The sequence below is a fragment of the Aureibaculum luteum genome (assembly GCF_003449015.1).
Classification (GTDB): domain Bacteria; phylum Bacteroidota; class Bacteroidia; order Flavobacteriales; family Flavobacteriaceae; genus Aureibaculum; species Aureibaculum luteum.
In genome coordinates this window covers 21,343-37,442 of the sequence record NZ_QRGD01000015.1, presented here as the reverse complement: position 1 = coordinate 37,442, position 16,100 = coordinate 21,343, and the positions used below count along the sequence as shown (strand labels likewise).

General features: G+C 31.8%; 13 protein-coding genes. 1 reads left to right on the top strand and 12 read right to left on the bottom strand.

Annotated features, from left to right (window positions below):
• The coding region (locus D3P13_RS21280) for a hypothetical protein (protein WP_157972997.1) at nucleotides 1-510 on the top strand (510 nt) is incomplete at its 5' end.
• Nucleotides 511-656: 146 nt separating this feature from the next.
• Here the strand turns inward: D3P13_RS21280 and D3P13_RS21275 are convergent.
• The 12 genes from D3P13_RS21275 to D3P13_RS21220 form a co-directional block, all read right to left on the bottom strand.
• A complete protein-coding gene (locus tag D3P13_RS21275) occupies nucleotides 657-1,052 on the bottom strand; it encodes a hypothetical protein (RefSeq protein WP_117885645.1) in 396 nt (131 codons plus the stop codon).
• Nucleotides 1,053-1,326: 274 nt separating this feature from the next.
• Complete coding sequence (locus tag D3P13_RS21270) at nucleotides 1,327-2,457, bottom strand: type II secretion system F family protein (RefSeq protein ID WP_117885642.1); 1,131 nt, start codon at nucleotides 2,455-2,457, stop codon at nucleotides 1,327-1,329.
• Complete coding sequence (locus D3P13_RS21265; protein WP_117885639.1) at nucleotides 2,447-2,926, bottom strand: hypothetical protein; 480 nt, start codon at nucleotides 2,924-2,926, stop codon at nucleotides 2,447-2,449. Before D3P13_RS21265 ends, D3P13_RS21270 begins: the two co-directional genes overlap by 11 nt.
• Nucleotides 2,910-3,281, bottom strand: coding sequence for a type IV pilus modification PilV family protein (locus D3P13_RS21260; protein WP_117885637.1), 372 nt, complete (start codon nucleotides 3,279-3,281; stop codon nucleotides 2,910-2,912). Before D3P13_RS21260 ends, D3P13_RS21265 begins: the two co-directional genes overlap by 17 nt.
• A 10-nt stretch (nucleotides 3,282-3,291) precedes the next feature.
• Complete coding sequence (locus D3P13_RS21255) at nucleotides 3,292-4,563, bottom strand: hypothetical protein (RefSeq protein WP_117885634.1); 1,272 nt, start codon at nucleotides 4,561-4,563, stop codon at nucleotides 3,292-3,294.
• 3 nt (nucleotides 4,564-4,566) lie between these two features.
• Nucleotides 4,567-5,040 carry a hypothetical protein gene (locus D3P13_RS21250; protein ID WP_117885631.1) on the bottom strand — a complete coding sequence of 158 codons (474 nt, stop codon included), beginning with the start codon at nucleotides 5,038-5,040 and terminating at the stop codon, nucleotides 4,567-4,569.
• Nucleotides 5,041-5,194: 154 nt separating this feature from the next.
• A complete protein-coding gene (locus D3P13_RS21245; RefSeq protein ID WP_117885628.1) occupies nucleotides 5,195-5,554 on the bottom strand; it encodes a hypothetical protein in 360 nt (119 codons plus the stop codon).
• A 382-nt stretch (nucleotides 5,555-5,936) separates the two neighbouring features.
• Nucleotides 5,937-6,596, bottom strand: coding sequence for an IS1 family transposase (locus D3P13_RS21240; protein ID WP_232829265.1), 660 nt, complete (start codon nucleotides 6,594-6,596; stop codon nucleotides 5,937-5,939).
• Between the two features lie 336 nt (nucleotides 6,597-6,932).
• The gene (locus D3P13_RS21235; protein WP_117885621.1) at nucleotides 6,933-7,604 is read right to left on the bottom strand and encodes a hypothetical protein; all 672 of its coding nucleotides are present in this window, start codon (nucleotides 7,602-7,604) and stop codon (nucleotides 6,933-6,935) included.
• 21 nt (nucleotides 7,605-7,625) lie between these two features.
• On the bottom strand, nucleotides 7,626-12,308 hold the full coding sequence (locus D3P13_RS21230; RefSeq protein WP_117885618.1) for a DUF6443 domain-containing protein: 4,683 nt from the start codon (nucleotides 12,306-12,308) through the stop codon (nucleotides 7,626-7,628).
• Nucleotides 12,309-12,314: 6 nt separating this feature from the next.
• A complete protein-coding gene (locus D3P13_RS21225) occupies nucleotides 12,315-12,782 on the bottom strand; it encodes a hypothetical protein (protein WP_117885615.1) in 468 nt (155 codons plus the stop codon).
• Between the two features lie 22 nt (nucleotides 12,783-12,804).
• Entirely contained in the window at nucleotides 12,805-15,903 is a 3,099-nt protein-coding gene (locus D3P13_RS21220; protein ID WP_117885612.1) for a hypothetical protein, read from the bottom strand.
• Nucleotides 15,904-16,100 lie beyond the last annotated feature (197 nt).

The window sequence follows — 16,100 nt, the reverse complement described above, 5'->3', positions numbered from 1 at the left end:
GCCCTTAATTATAAAATAAGCAAAAAGCAAGTTGAAAAGATATACAAGAGAGCCAATGTATTAATTGACTTTTTAGAAGACAAGTTTGAATCAGAATTGAAAACCTGTGAAGAAAATATAAAATTATACGATTCTAATTTACTAGAGAAAGAAATTAAGCCTGTCAACATGGAAGAAAAGGAAGCCAATGAACCATCTCTTTTACAACAAATTAAGGAATTAAGTGAAGATGGTTTTGAGTTGTTAAGACCTATAGGTGGAGTCCGAAAAGGCTATTATTTAAAATATGTTCATATTTATAGTTATGCCCATCTTTTTAGCATATTGGAATCTTCAATCAATGTATGTATACTCGCTTTAGAAGGGAGAGTCGATATGACCCTTGATATTAGGAATAAAGAATCAGATGTAATAAATGTATTGGAATTGGCTAAAAATTTAATACCGTTGGAGGAAGCGAATTATTTAGATGAAATGCGAAAACTTATGCTACCAGATGAAAATGGTTGAAGAAACAAAGACTAGAAAAATCAATAGCTCTTGACAAAAAATAAAAGTAATCATGAAATTAATATATAGTTTTATCAACAGTAGAAGAATTCTAGGAAGTTAAAAAAGTTAAATCACTTGAGTATTTTAATTAAAACTTGAAAATTCTATGCACTACTTTTACCTTTCTTGTTATTTCTATCCCGTAATACATCTTCACATTCATTTATTTTTTTTAGACTTAGCTTAATAATTACTAATAAATCATCTGTTGTTTCTGCACTACGAAGTTTTTGTTTTATTGGCGGGAATTCATGCTCTGAATGAAGATATTTTTTTGTTCGAGCTAATTTGGAAAGTGCTGAACCAACATACCCCTTTACTTTATTAAATCGAAATGCTGGAGGCATTCGATCGTTATTTATGTTTTCATTCCCATTCAATTCGTTAAAAATTATTTTTTCGAATAGACTAGCTTTAGCTCCATGCCTTCCTCCAGTTTCACACTTAAATGCTTTTCTAATTAATAATTCATACAATTTCCCCTTTTGACAATTTTCCATGACTATAGAATTTGATTAAATTAATATTCAAAGTCATGAAATCTTTTAGGGGTACAGAAAATGACCGTACAAAATAAAAATAATATACTTGAGATATTCTTTATTATCTCGAAGAATAAGAGTTGAAGTTAAAAATTATGGTACAATTAAAAGAATAAAAAACCGCAATTATCAAGAAAATAAACCGCAAAATTTTACGGTTTAAACCTTAAGTTATATATGTTAAATATTTATAAAAATTTGGGTTTATGGTAAAATAGATACAGTTAAGTAATTATCCCAAAACAGTACTTAATGTAAACATAGGCAAATACATTGCAATTAATATAACAGCGACTAATGCTCCTAAGAAAATTATGATAAGTGGCTCTAATACTGTACTTAACATCTTAGATTTGTACTGAATTTCCTCATTGTATTGTGTAGTTAATCGTTCAAAGATAAATTCATTTTGATTTGTTTCCTCCGCTACTCTTAGTAGGGATACCATTTTTCTATCAAAAATTTTATGTTCTTGTAAACTCTCACTTAAACTATTCCCTGATAGAATTTTTGATTCCACATCTATTAACGCAGTTTGTAGGGGATAAAAGTCAATCATTTTTTTGGTAAGTTGTATGCTGTTTAAAACGGGGACTTTTGCTGTGGTCAATAATGCGACTGCTTGTGTAAATTGCCCGATATACACTTTACGCATCAAGTCCCCCACAAAAGGAATTTTCAATACCAATTTAGAAGTATATTTTTTATACCATACTTTTTTTTTGATAAACTTTCTAAAAACTGGAATTGCAAGTATAATTATAAAAAACAACCAAAAATAATCCTGAAAAACAGTCGATGCCTTCATAACCATTTTTGTAAGCCAAGGTAATTCTACATTGTTCTGTTTAAAAATATCAGCAAACATGGGCACAACATAACGTAACATAAATAATACCGCTAAAACTGCGGTTATTAAAACTACTATTGGGTAAGACAACGCATTCAACACTGTTCTGCGTTGTTCATTCCGTCTTCTAAAGAATAAGCCTAATTCTTGGGTAACTTTTGGTAAGGTTCCTGTTTCTTCACCAATTTTAAGAGAATAATATTCGTATTCAGTAAAGTTTTTATTGGATTGGATACTTTCAGAAAAACTACTACCTTCTAAAATGGCATTTACCATATCATCCATCAAGGTTTTATCCTTTTGTTTTTTTTGTTCTTGGGCAATTAAGGACAAGGCTTCTTTTAAACTGATCCCTGCTTTTAACAAGACACTTAACTCTGTATAAAGTGCTTCTTTCTTTTTGCTATTAAATGAACTTCCAAACAAAGTAACTTCAGTTTTGAGTATTTTATCAATATCAAAACTGTTGTCCTTTTTCTTTTTGGTCTGTATGTTGTCTAGCTTAAATGCCATTCTCCTTATTTAAATAATATGAGGCGTCTTTAGTTTTAGAAACGAATATCGTTTTTTCTTCTATTTCTTTTGACAATTGTAATTCTAAAGCATCAATTTCATTGTTTTTTATAACATCTCCATCCAAAAACACTACAACATCAATAATAGGTACAGATAAGGTATCATTATTCCGTTTGATGAAATCACTTGAAAATATATAATTGACGGTATCTATTTCTGAAATGCATGTTAATTCTTTTTTGTTGTTATTATAGTACAGTTGATGCTTGTTAAAATCGTTTAATAAGGTTCTTTCCAATAACCTTATCTCTGTTTGTTTATCATAGTTATTGTTGACAATTCTTATTTGCTGTTGCACCATACCCAAGACAATCATCGCTAATGCAATTACAATTACTGAAACAACTAAAACCACCAGCATTTCTGCAATGGTAAAGGCTTTTACTTTTTTATTCAGAGGTGGCATCTAACACTTTTTTTATGATGATTTTCTTTTTAAAATCATCAGATTCAGATTCGGTTTTTTGTACCGCTTCAATTAAAACATAAGCTTGATCATTTTCTACTAATTTTGAAAATGTGATGTCATAATCTTTAAAACTATCTTGATAATCGTTACTTATTTTATCGTGCTCGTATAAGTATTTAAGTTTATTTAAATGGGTATCAATTCGATGTGTATTTCCTTGTATGGACGACTGAAATACATTATTTAAAGTCATTGAGGCTATGGCGAAGATTAAAATAATGATAACCGAAGCCACCAAGACTTCAACCAAGGTCGAAGCTTTTAATTTTTTATGTATTCTTCTTTTTAACATTTCTAATTTTCTAATAATTCAACCATTGGGCCACTTCAAGTTTTGAATTTTTAAAGGTTAGTCCACAATATTGTTTTGGTAAATCTATAGCGATTATTTTACCATTGTAAATATGGTTTTTATATACCGATCCAAATTGACTGGCTATAAAACCTTTGGTATAAACACTCCCTTTTACCATACCTAATAATTCCATGTTTTTACTGCAATAAACCTCACCCATAACGGTGGATTGTTCTTCTATTACAATTTGAGGTTTATAATTATCCGTTTCATTTCTGGATATAAAAACAACCATACCTTTGATTTGGGATTCTTTGTCTATAAGTATTTGAGGGGCTTGCTCGTTTTTATTTACTAATTGCACTATTTTTTCATCTAAAATTAGTGCAGATGGATAGTTTAGTACGCAATTTTTACCGATGGTTATTTTTTTATTGGCAAAGGCTTGAAAATTTCCTATTACATTATCTTCAATCTCAATTTCTGGGGCAATGAGAATGACATCCTTTAAACTGCTTATAGACTTCACTTTTATCTTGGTTTCTGAATACATCACAATGTTTCCAGAAAGTTTTTGATAGTTTAATGTTATCGTCCCATATTCTCTAATTATTTTAGTGGGTTCGGAAAATGAATGCACTAGCCTTAAATTTTCATCTAGTTCTATAGTTTCATTATTTTCATTTAAAACCGTCCTATTTATAACTTCGTTGTATTTTATTGAATTTTGAAATTCAGGTAACTTTTTACTACTCTTTAGAACTTGTCCATAAATCAATTGATTCCCCATATAGGACTTCCCTCCTATTGAACCACGCTTTACACCTTTAATAGGTAAATAAGATTTCCCCATAATTCGGGTATCACCCACAACAACTAAAGGTTGGTTGGCATCTTCCAAATACAAGGCAGTTCTTTTTTTTTCTTGACCTCCCAATAAGGCCGTTCTGCTAAATATTTCATTATCTCTAGTTGATGTTACACTTAAAACATCATAAACACCCCAATGCTTTTTTAACAATGTTGTTTCTACATAAGTGTCTTCATCTTTGGGTACAATGATTTTTTGATTATAAGGTAGCTCTATATTTGTTATTCGATTAAAACTCTGATTGCTAGCTGTTACTACTTCTTGAAAAAAAGTTGCTTTTATGCGTAACTTATTTTGGACAAAACTTAAACTAATAAAAGCAAAAACTAATAAAGCAATAACAACCGCAATAAAAATGGTGTATTGTAGTGCTCCAGCTTTTAGCTTTTTGTTTAACAATGAAGCCATATGTTATTTGATTATGGGGAAGGTTTGTTTTTGTCCTTGAAATTGTACCACAATCTCTGTGATTGTTCCTCTCAATAATTTCACATCATTTTTGGTGCTATTTTTTTTAAAAAATTGTTGTTGACCATTAATACTGATAATAAACACCTGTTCCTTTTTACCTGTTGCTGCAACTACGCCTTTATATATTATTGTCGGAAAAGGTTTTTGTGGAGTAATGGTTACTTTTTTGGTACTCCTTTTCGTTTTAATGCTCGGTTTTTTTGAAACTGTACCTAAAAAAGGATCTCTATACTCCGTGTTAATAGTAAAGGATTCTGATGCTTCAATTTTTTGGGGTATAAATTGTGTAGTGGCTAAGTTAACTGATGTAACTGTATTGGTTGGAGATAATGAGGTAAAGATACGATAGCCTAATACTCCCCAGATTATCATTACTGCCGGTAATAGAAAAAATATATTTTTTTTGTTTTTCATTGTTAAATGTTATAATCTCCAATCGTCGGTTCGAGTGTTCCGAGGAACGAGTCCCGAAGTGTCGGGAGTATCGAGAACCTTTGTTACGAACTAACACTTTTCGATACATTTTTCTTCACTTCGTTACGAAAAACACTCGAAGTGACGTTTAGTATTACTCTACCACAAACCCATTAATTGTATACTCAGTTTCATACGCAAAGTTTACTCCTTTTACTCTCCACTCATAGCTATTAGCAGACAATGAATCAATACTAAATTGATTTACATTAACAACCGTATCCAATTTTATTTGTGAAGCTTGTGCAAAAGTTGGTGTAGCCACTTGTAAATGATAGTTAAGACTATCACCAAGATACACCCAATTAAAGGATATGGTTTTACCTTTTTCTAAGGTAGTATCATTGGCAGGTGCTAATAATGTAATGGTCTCATTTGAAATATTTGGCTCATTAACTATTTCTTCGCAACTCAATAAACTAACAACTAAAAGTAGAGCAATTATTTTCTTCATTTTATGTTTTACTTTTATTAATATTAAATATACTAATAAGTTAAGCCTTGAATATAAATTCATTTCTTTAAATACTAATAAATTAACCTGTGTAGTACATTTCCGTATAAATGGTAGGGTATTTATAGTGAATGGTAGTTTTTAAGCTTTTAATCTCATTACTTCTCATGAGTAACGTAATTACGAATGTGTAAAGGAATGAAGTAATCTGAATAAACTTTGTTACTAACATTCATGAGATAGGGGCGTCTCCCGAAGTCTAGGGACTGGCGATGCCTGATTATTGATAAGCTAGCTTACTACTATTGTTTCAACAGACACAACATAACCTTTAAGCTTACCTGTTTTGTTTCACTAACTGTTTTAATTTCTAATGGACTCATTAAAATTGTAACTGATCTCCCCAAAGGTATAACTTTAAAGTTGCATTTAACATCCCGAAATTTTTACTAAAACATATTGTTTTTCTAGATAAACGTTTTAAATGTATTCTTAGTGTAAGATTATTTCTTTCAATGACTGTTGTATTTTTCTTTCTGGTATTATGTTGCTTTTTAGGAATAAGTCTTCTGTAGGTTCTTAGCCCGTCAGTAAATATCATTTTAGGATATAATTGTAGTACAGATTTTGTAATAACAGATATGTTTCTTTTAGTTCTTCTTCCTACAATAAAATTGACAACTTTCTTTGTATGTCTGTTTATAGCATAGGTAATCCAAGCTTCTTTCAATTTGTAGCCAACCACAACTCGCATTTCATCAATCTCATAATATTGAAATTTCTCATTATATATTGGTTTTGAAATTAATGACCCCATATACTTTATTCGTTTCATTACTGTAGTTTTAGATATTGAAAGCAAACGAGATGTAGATCTAATTCCAACGCTTTCCTTTAGTAAATGATATATGTTTTTGTTTGTATCTATTTTATAAGCATTATAGTGATATTTATGCTGAAAACTTATTTTACAACTCTTACAATAATAACGTTGCCTGCCATTTGATTGTTTTCCATTTTTTACAGCTAAAACCTTACACATTCTACACTTCATATATTTTCTATCAACTAATTTGAACCACTAAGATTAAAAATACTCATTTTAAGACCTTTAAAAGCGTCTAAACAGAAAAGGATGAACTTTATGTCCATCCTTCTATTTGTGAAAATATATTCTAATATACTGTTTTATAGTATTTTAAATTTTATTTTATCATCATCAACTAATCTGTACCACTACCGTTTCTTCTTCTTCCATAAACTTTTGAACTAAAAAGACTATCATTGCTGATAGTCTTTTGTGATTGTTATATATTTAGTTTTTTAATGACTAACACTAAGCTAAACCAATACCGAGCAACAGGGTTAATTCTAAAGTTTACTCTATTATAAGATTGGGATATTTATATTTTAAATAATTAGTTTTACTATCCATAGAGACAGAACTGTTTACATATCTGATTTGTTCCATACTTTCAAAATCGAATAACCAAAGAATAGGATTACTAGTGCCTTCATTATTTTCTAAATAACCTAAAAGTAAAAGCTTTTTTCCCTCATTCAACCAAATAGCATCTTCTATAGTCTCGATTGAACCTAATGAAACTAAACTGGTTATTCTATTACTATCATATATATAAATATTCTGATCAACCCCAAATGATAAAAACATTTTGCCATCACGTTTTTCTATTACCGTGTTGTAAGAGTATAAGTCTACAATCCAATTAAAAGATGATATAATAAAAAGAGAATCAATAGAAGAAAATTCATTCTTATCAAATACACCCCATTTAATTTTAATTTTTTTTTTAAATTCTTCATTAAAGTCCTTTAAATCAAAAGAACTATCAATTGATTTCCAACTTCCCATCCATAATTTATTTTTCTCGATGATTTGGCTCTGATACTTTTTAGGGAAATTTTTAAGAACATCTTGATTTTTTTCATTGCTAGTTTGATCAATATTAGTCTGATGGTTGTCTTCTTTTTCTTTGTCTTGTTTACAAGTCATACTTACCAACAAGATTAATATAATTAAATATTTCATTTTTAGTATCCTTTTAATGATTTAAAATTTTGGCGGTTTTGGGGGTGCCCCATTGAGATATTTATAGATTCCTGTAGCTATTTCCTTCCCAATACTAGCTGATTGATTTTTCATCTTGTTTACATCTCCTTGATTAGTAATAAATCCAACTTCTACTAAAACAGCAGGACCTGTTTTGCTAAATCTATTTAATACACTTAAATCATTTCTTTCTGTAGTTCCATCACCTCTTACATCCATTGTCTTCTGACTTCCCGATATGCTTTCTGCCAATGCTTCATTATTATCAGCGTTCGTCCCCCCGCCCTTATAAAGTACAGTAAAACCACTTGCATCCTCATTCGAAGCTGAATTAATATGAATACTGACAAACATATCAGCACCATTCTCTTTGGCATTATTCGTTCGAAAAATAAGCGAATTCCCATCTACCGTCAAATCCCCTTCTCGTACCATATGAGTTTCTTCTCCAAAAAGCTTCAAAAAAGAACTTACATTTTCAGAAATACTGAGGGCTAAATCTTTTTCTTGTTCTCCATTCGCTACAGCACCAGGATCCATTGCCGAATTGTTATTACCATCAATCCCATGTCCTGGATCAATGGCCACTTTAATGGGATCTTTTTGATCATCACAATCTCCTGTAGGACAGGGCATCATACCATCTGGATCTTGAAAAAATACTGGGTTATTAAAAGCATAATTATACGGCGAGTGCCTTCTCATTTGTTCAGCCAACGGGTCAAGGTTCATCCATCTGCCCAAAGCAGGATCATAATTCCTTGCTCCAAAATCATACCAATCTAAAGACTTACCACTTATATCGTCATCTTGTAATTCTTTACCATTATAACCGTATTTATTTGCTAATGAATTTCCATTCGCAGACACATTGCCGTTATATCCTTTATGAGTTAATCCAAATGGATAATAATTTTTCTCCTCAATGATTTCGGTTGAAGCGTTGATTGACCCATTCCCATCACTATCCGTATAGGACAGCCTGATGTTCCCTAGGTGGTCTTTATATTGATAGACATAATCAAAACCACCAGAGCCATCTGGTTGTACATATCCTTCTGCATGATTAAAGAATTGTAATTCAGGTGGTGAATTAGTTGTTTCAGAATTATAATTTTCAGTGTAAACATAATTACCTGCATATAGCGTTGATTTAGACCCATATATTCCTGGCCCTAGAAGAAATTTTTCAGTTTTTTCCAATTTTACACCAGTAGCATCATAAACATAATAAAGTCCCTCATAACTACCTGCACTTTTTGTTATATACGTTGGTAAATTTAGGTGATTATAAGTTATGGTATGTATTCCTTTATTAGCGTCTGACAGTAAATTCCCATTAGTATCATACGAGTAATCATCACCTGTATTAACACCATCTTTAAAACCTGTTGTGGTTTCTCCTGTATCGGTTACGCTCAATAACTTGTTACCATTTGCCGTTCCGTAATCATAAGTCAAGTTATCCATTATACCAAAAGTGGTTGCTCCTAAATTGGTATGCCCTTGTCTTTGTAAATTGGTAATATTTCCGTTTTTGTCGTAGGTTACGGAACTAAGGTCATAATTGTTTGAATTCGCTCCGCTCGCAGCGGTGATTCTATTTAGAGCATCGTAAGAATAAATATAATTTCTTATACTCGTATCAGTGTTCAATGTACTCCAAGCCGTTTGGCTAATGTTTCCATTAAATAATTTCTTGCTGGTGTCTGAAATATCATTGTACATCAATGTAAAGTTAAACAAATCATTATCATTTTTGGCATCTTCATTAATATTTTTTAACCAACCTCTTACATTGTATGTATAATCTACGGTTTGTAAACCTTTGCTGTTGTCCACAATTTTTAGGTCTTTTACTTTACCATTGTTTGAATAAAAGCCTACATCACCCAATAATGTACCGGAAGAGGTTACTGTTGATGTGTAAAATGTTTCTCCATTTTTTTTGTAATATATTGTTGTGCCTGCTCTTTCTATTCTAAATATATCACCCGAATAATAAGTTCCATAATTACCTTTTAAATTTCCTGATTCATAAACCTGAACCTGTCCCCCTGATGTATTGTACAAGCCATATTTTATGGTGTTATAATTCTCGTTTGCATTTAAATTTGATAAACCTATCATTACATCTTTATTGGTTTGTGGAACTTCATATTCTACATAACCATTCCCTGAAAAATTACCTTTTGTGGCAAAACCAGAATTGCCCCAACTAGTTGAAACAGTTTTAGTAACAATGTCATCACTTACAGATACTCCAACGACATCTTTATAACCAATTATAGTTCCATTATCAATTAATTTACTCTCTAATTGACCTAACTCATCATAATTATTTCTGACCAGTCGTCTTGAATTTTGATCGTCTATTTTTTCAGTTTGTTGTACCAGTCTATTTACATGATCATAATCAAACCTATCAATAGTTACTATATCTGATTTTCCGGTCTTTTTATGGGTCGTTTTGGTTTCTAATAATTTGCCCGTAAAATCATCCAGTTTACTCTCTATAATGTCGGTTGTTTCTAGAAATTCATTTACAGAATAGGTATAAATAGGTCTTGCTTTATCATCATAATAGGTAACTGTAGTTATCCATTTTATTGGTGATGACTCTAATACTCTTACTTTATTTACTGTTGCTAATCCTTTTACATTTGTGGTACTTACAATTCCATAAGTATTGGTAACACTGGACGTTAGTCCAGCTGGTAAGTTAGTATATTTATCATAATAATTTACTGTTAGTGTTTGTACAATATTACCTGTAGGTAGAACACTATTTGTATAGTAAACTGGAATACCTCCTATGGTTGTTGGTGATGTTGAGTAGGTTTCAAATTCATTGTAACTACTGCTAGGAGAAGTAATATACCCCTGTAATATGATTCTAGAACTATTATTTTGATAAATTCCAGTGTAAGCCACTCTTCCAAATGCATCATACTTTGTAAATAACCATTCATCTGGTGATTTAGCCTTTTGATTTGGATCTTGTGTAAGTATGGGTTGATCTAAGTTATTATACACTATGTATTCCCAAGTAGTAGCATCTCCTTTACCTGGTATTTTCTTTTCTATCAAACGGTTTCTATTATCATATTTATATTGATAACATAATTCTGCCAGTTCGGTTGCATTTGGTTTAGCTGTGTGTGCTTCTGATTTTGGAGGTAACACATAGGTTAAATTTCCAAAACCGTCATAAACATAATACGTATCATGTGCTACACCTGCATTATAAGTGCGTTTTAAAACAACTCTACCTTGTTTGTCTTTAAATTCTTCAGTAGTTCTATTTAATCCATCACTCGTTTTCCAATTTTCATCTTTGATGATGGTTTTGTAAAGCTGATTTTCTTGATAATTCCCATTATTTACACCTGTGTCTAAATTTAGTATAGGCGTATAAGTGTTATTTGCAAAAACAAGACTTACCGTATACATTTTTACTTCTGAATCTGTATTACTTTGATAATCAAATTTTATGGTATGGTCTGTATCTGATATTTTATTGACTAACCAATCTTTGCCTGGTGCTCCCTGTTCTAGAACACGACTTAGTGGTGATGCTTCCAAATACTTCTCAGAATAAGGGTTAATGTTCGCCGCAGTCATTCCAGGAAAATCAGCATTGTATTTTGTAGCATCATAATAGTTTAAAGTTGCTGCTTCTGCTCCAGTTCTATATAAACCTCCATTACTAGATGCTGTATAGGGTAAATATTCTTTATCCTGCCTGCCATAATCATCATAAGCTATATGGGTGATGATATCTTCTCCATCACCTCCTGCACGTATTCCAATACTTTGCATAGGCCTACCCAAACCATCAAAATAGGTTACATTTTCAATTTTTTCGCTAACCGTTAGATTTGAAATATTTGTAATGGCTATCTGTGGGCTTATAGTATACACATAGTTTTCATCACTAAGTGTATAGATAGGGCATCCGTTATTCCCAGAAGGTCCTGACTCCGTAGGGCATAAGTCTGTATTGTTAGATACATAATTTGTAGGTTGTGTACATGCGGATTGCGTTGAGTTGGGGTCTCCTAAACCATCTCCATCTTGATCTTCATACCAAGTAGTAGATTGTGTAATAGAAACAGATACTGATCCAGAACTAGTACTCCAAGTACCACTACTATTTTTTGCACGGATATAGTAAGTACCACTACCTTCATTAGCTGCAAAAGTACTACCACTGCCTTTATTTGTATAAGTTCCACTAGAAGATTTTCCTTGCCAGTACCAAGTAACTCCGCTTGGTGGTGACCCACTACGTTGAAGTGTTGAATATCCACATGAAGAACTTTGTATAGTAGGGTTTCCCGGTGTCGACAGTGCTGCAGGATTAACATTAATGGATAAATTTACTAGATAACCATTATTCATATAATCATAAACATTTGCAGTTATATAACTTGAAGAACCCGAATAAAATAAAACATTAGCACTTTTATTAGAAGGGTAATTTTGTACTTCTCCACTAGTTATATACCAATCTACGCCAATAATACCATGATAATTTGGATCATTTACAGTGTAGATATGAGTAGAATTTGAAGTTACTGTTGTAGGACCACTAATATAATATCCTTGGGCTGTCGCTGCAAGACTCACAAAGAATAATGTTATTAAAAAAATAATTCTTTTTATAGATACTGTTTTCATGGCTTTCTATTTTTGGTTTTTTGTATAATGAAGCTTCGAAATGAAAGCTTTTATGTCACCAACTTCCTTTAATTTAACGATTAGGTCAGTTGCAGATAGCTTTTCTATTTTTTGAATAAATACTTTTCCGTTAGGGCTTGTAAAAAGGATATATTTATCATTCTCACTGAGTTTCCATGTTCCCGTTGACTTTCTTTTATCTGCTAATAATAATGTAAAATTGCCATCAGCTTCAAATACTATTTGCCTGTTTAAGTATATTGATTTCATTTCACTGCGTTGTTGTTTAGGAAGGGAATCAAATTGTGACTTATTACTCTTGTCTATATTTTTTAGAGAAGAATCGTAATCAAATGTCCAAGTTCCTAACAATAAATCAGTCGAAGATTTGCCTTTCTTATTTTGCCCTTCAACAGTATTGGGAATACTTATACAAAAAAGTACTACTAGTAATAAATAATAATGAGTTTTCATGTGATTGTATATTTTCTAGTTATTAGTTTTTATAATGGTATTCATTCTGGCTTAAGATTTTACCATTCTTATCTTTTACCTGTTTTAAACGATTAAAGTGGTCGTATTCATAGTACATTGCATAACCTCGTGCATCGGTCATGCTTGTTATGCCAATCAACGGATCAAAGGTATAGGTGGTAATCATGGCATCTGACAATGCTGGCAAACTTCTTAAGGAATTTAAGGCTGAGCGTAAAGCCCCTTCATTACCTTCATAACTTGTGATAACGCCGCTACTATCTATTATATCTACAGTACGGTCATCATCAGCATCAGACTTTGTATGTAAATTATTTATTTCACTTGATACTTCAGAATAAGTAGCATTCTCTATCTTGGCTATAGGATACTGTTCTTTATAACCCCAGATATATACAATATGCGTACCGTCAGTCTTTAATACTTCTTGTATATTACCATTGTCATAGTAATCAAGATATTCAACACGGTCTTCTAAAATATCTGTACCTTTTGAAGTTTGAACAATCTTTGGTTTATAAACCGTATTTCCCCAATCTTCATAATTATTTTTCACCTTAGATAAAGGCTCTGTATCTATAGTAGTATTTTGTTCAATTACAGGATTGATAATGTTAGCAGTCTCCATTTTCTCATATACATTACTAGGTGCAGAAAAGTCTTGTGGGTATTTATTTTCTGATACTATAGTTTGATCTAGACTATTTGTGAATGTGGTAGTAGCTAACTGATTTTGGTCATTGTAGGTGTAATCTTTAACCGTAGTAATACCGTTTTCTATAATTGTCTCTTTGTTTACCAATGCTACGCCCATGCTCACTTTTGTGTCTTGATAATAAAATATTTCCTCCGAACCTGAATTGATATTACCAGAACCACCCGTAGTACCTGGTAATTCCATATTCATATATACAATAGTCGCACTAGACATTGGAGATAGATTTATACTGTTTAAATATTCTTCCATTTCGTTTGCAGTATTATATCTCACTTTTCTCTTAATACCTTTTAACTCTTTAAAGTCATATTTATATGAAATGGACTTAATAAGTTCATCCCCTTCAGAAATATAAGATTTAGATATAGGTAATCCCCGTTTCCAACTTTGATCTATTGCAGGAACAAATGGCCATTTATGGCTAAAAGTAGTCCATGAACTTTTTTCAACTAAAGACCAATAAGTCCTTTGATGATGTTTCCTAACAAGATTTACAGTTACATCAATATCGTCATATACCACTATTCCTAAGCCAGACCATCCTGCAGTTGTAAAACTATGATGAACCTGGCCATTTCCTGTTTCTTTTTCTATTACACTTCCGTAATTTAAATGATAACCATTAGTAATACCTAAGGCTATAGGGTTACCCGAGCCCATTTTAATATAAGGTAAAGGATCAGCTTCTGTACTTGTGGACCCCGTGCCAATTGCAGGATGTATTAAATGATGTAGTTGTTCCGATTCACTATCATAAGATTCAGTAACATAAACTAAATCGCTATCTCCATAATATGGATAGTCAGCATATGAACCACCTGAATATGTGTATTTTTTACTTTTAACAGTAACACCGTCTATTTTATCATTAACCTCTTCTATTCTGAGACCACCAGAGTTAGCATTTAAATTTAAATGCGGGAGGTGCCCTCCGTTTATATTTTGATGTTGCTCAAAAATAAATTCTGTTTCACCTCCAGTGGGGTAGGTAATAGATTTTAAAGTGCCATATTCCATATGTGGATAAGAAGGTGTGCGATCTGCTCCATTAACAGTTAAGTAATGGTTTAAACCATTAAAATCAGGAATATTACCCTGAAAAGTAGGCACATAGGACTGATTTGAAGTTTCTCCATTAAAATACCCCCAATGGTCTTGGGCGTAAGATAATTTACTGGGTAATAAATCTTTATTAGCGGTAGTTCTTCCATAGTATTCAAAGTCATATGTTTTTACATCGTCATCATTACAAGTGGTTTCTGTTAATCCTTTTAAATAAAGGCGTTTATTTGCCCAAGTTAAATCATGGCTCGTACCATTCCACCAAGTATCTACATATCCTGGAGTTTCAGATTCTACAAACTCATAGTCGAAATCTATTTTTTTTATACAGTTTCCTGAATAGCTAATTTCTATATCTCCGATTGTTTTTGGTCTGTATGACTCTGCCAATGAACTTGTAGCATATAAGTCTTCACGATCTTCTCCTGCATTAAAAGTTACTGTTTCTCCAAAACTAGTTGTAATTTTGAAAAGCCTATAACTTGTATTGGCTGGACTTTGATACCAAGGAATAGAATTGGCTGTCCCAGTATTAAAATAGTTTATCAATAACGCCCCCCTTTTATTAATAAGCGTTTGATTTGTCTCGGAAGTATATTCAAAATCTATCCATTCAGTTAAATCGGCACTTTCTATTTTTGTTAAGTACCAGCCAGTTATTGTCGATGAATTGTCATCAGATTCATAAAGATTAAAAGAATAAATATTCCCATTAGTATCTGTAATTTTAGATGCAAGACCATCAATTTTAAAATTAATATCTGGTGAAACCATAGGGTTTCCAGCATCATCAAAAATATATTTCCCTGAAAATCCTACAAAATTATAATAAAATACATCTGGAGACTTATCCTTATATTCATAAGTGTCGAATAATGTTTCGACTAAATCTGTTCTACCATTTATTGAACTGTAGCCGTTGCGGTAGAAATTAGCTGAAAAAAAAGTATCATCAATCAAAGGAGATCTTTGTGGAGCCATTCCATGAATATTTGTGCCAATATCTACTTTGTCTTTAACTGCTCTTGTAACCATTCCCCCTGCATTAAGCGTCCAACCCAAACCAACTTGCGAACCAAGCTCTTCTACCTTAATACCAGAAGCTCTATATGACAATGAAATAGGAACACTCAGCTTTTTGCCTTTTATTACCCATATAGGAATATTAATATCTGGAGTTCCTGTAGATAGAGATATTGGAGTGTTTCCATATTCCCCCAATGCAGCTGCTGTTGGAGATGGATATATTACTTCAGGAAGGTCTTGACTATAAACTGTAAACGAAATAAATAGAAAAGTTAATAGTGACAATTTATTCATAACAAAAAATTTAGTTAATGGATTGTTTAGCGATTTTATACTAAGCTTTTTTAGGACTTATTTTCTGATATAAAGTTAGACACAATTTCGCGTTGATTTTCTTAAAAACCTGAAGTTTAAACCTATTTGATACTTATCAGAATGAATGGTATGATTCTCTTAACCTATTGTAAGGTTTTCCGTTTTTTAGGCTGTTA

Bases quoted from the DNA above. Each gene is read 5' to 3' on its own strand.
- D3P13_RS21250 (WP_117885631.1), bottom strand. From the start codon at position 5,040: ATGAAAAACAAAAAAAATATATTTTTTCTATTACCGGCAGTAATGATA.
- D3P13_RS21220 (WP_117885612.1), bottom strand. From the start codon at position 15,903: ATGAATAAATTGTCACTATTAACTTTTCTATTTATTTCGTTTACAGTT.
- D3P13_RS21245 (WP_117885628.1), bottom strand. From the start codon at position 5,554: ATGAAGAAAATAATTGCTCTACTTTTAGTTGTTAGTTTATTGAGTTGC.
- D3P13_RS21265 (WP_117885639.1), bottom strand. From the start codon at position 2,926: ATGCCACCTCTGAATAAAAAAGTAAAAGCCTTTACCATTGCAGAAATG.
- D3P13_RS21255 (WP_117885634.1), bottom strand. From the start codon at position 4,563: ATGGCTTCATTGTTAAACAAAAAGCTAAAAGCTGGAGCACTACAATAC.
- D3P13_RS21230 (WP_117885618.1), bottom strand. From the start codon at position 12,308: ATGAAAACAGTATCTATAAAAAGAATTATTTTTTTAATAACATTATTC.
- D3P13_RS21270 (WP_117885642.1), bottom strand. From the start codon at position 2,457: ATGGCATTTAAGCTAGACAACATACAGACCAAAAAGAAAAAGGACAAC.
- D3P13_RS21235 (WP_117885621.1), bottom strand. From the start codon at position 7,604: ATGAAATATTTAATTATATTAATCTTGTTGGTAAGTATGACTTGTAAA.
- D3P13_RS21260 (WP_117885637.1), bottom strand. From the start codon at position 3,281: ATGTTAAAAAGAAGAATACATAAAAAATTAAAAGCTTCGACCTTGGTT.
- D3P13_RS21225 (WP_117885615.1), bottom strand. From the start codon at position 12,782: ATGAAAACTCATTATTATTTATTACTAGTAGTACTTTTTTGTATAAGT.
- D3P13_RS21275 (WP_117885645.1), bottom strand. From the start codon at position 1,052: ATGGAAAATTGTCAAAAGGGGAAATTGTATGAATTATTAATTAGAAAA.
- D3P13_RS21240 (WP_232829265.1), bottom strand. From the start codon at position 6,596: ATGTGTAAGGTTTTAGCTGTAAAAAATGGAAAACAATCAAATGGCAGG.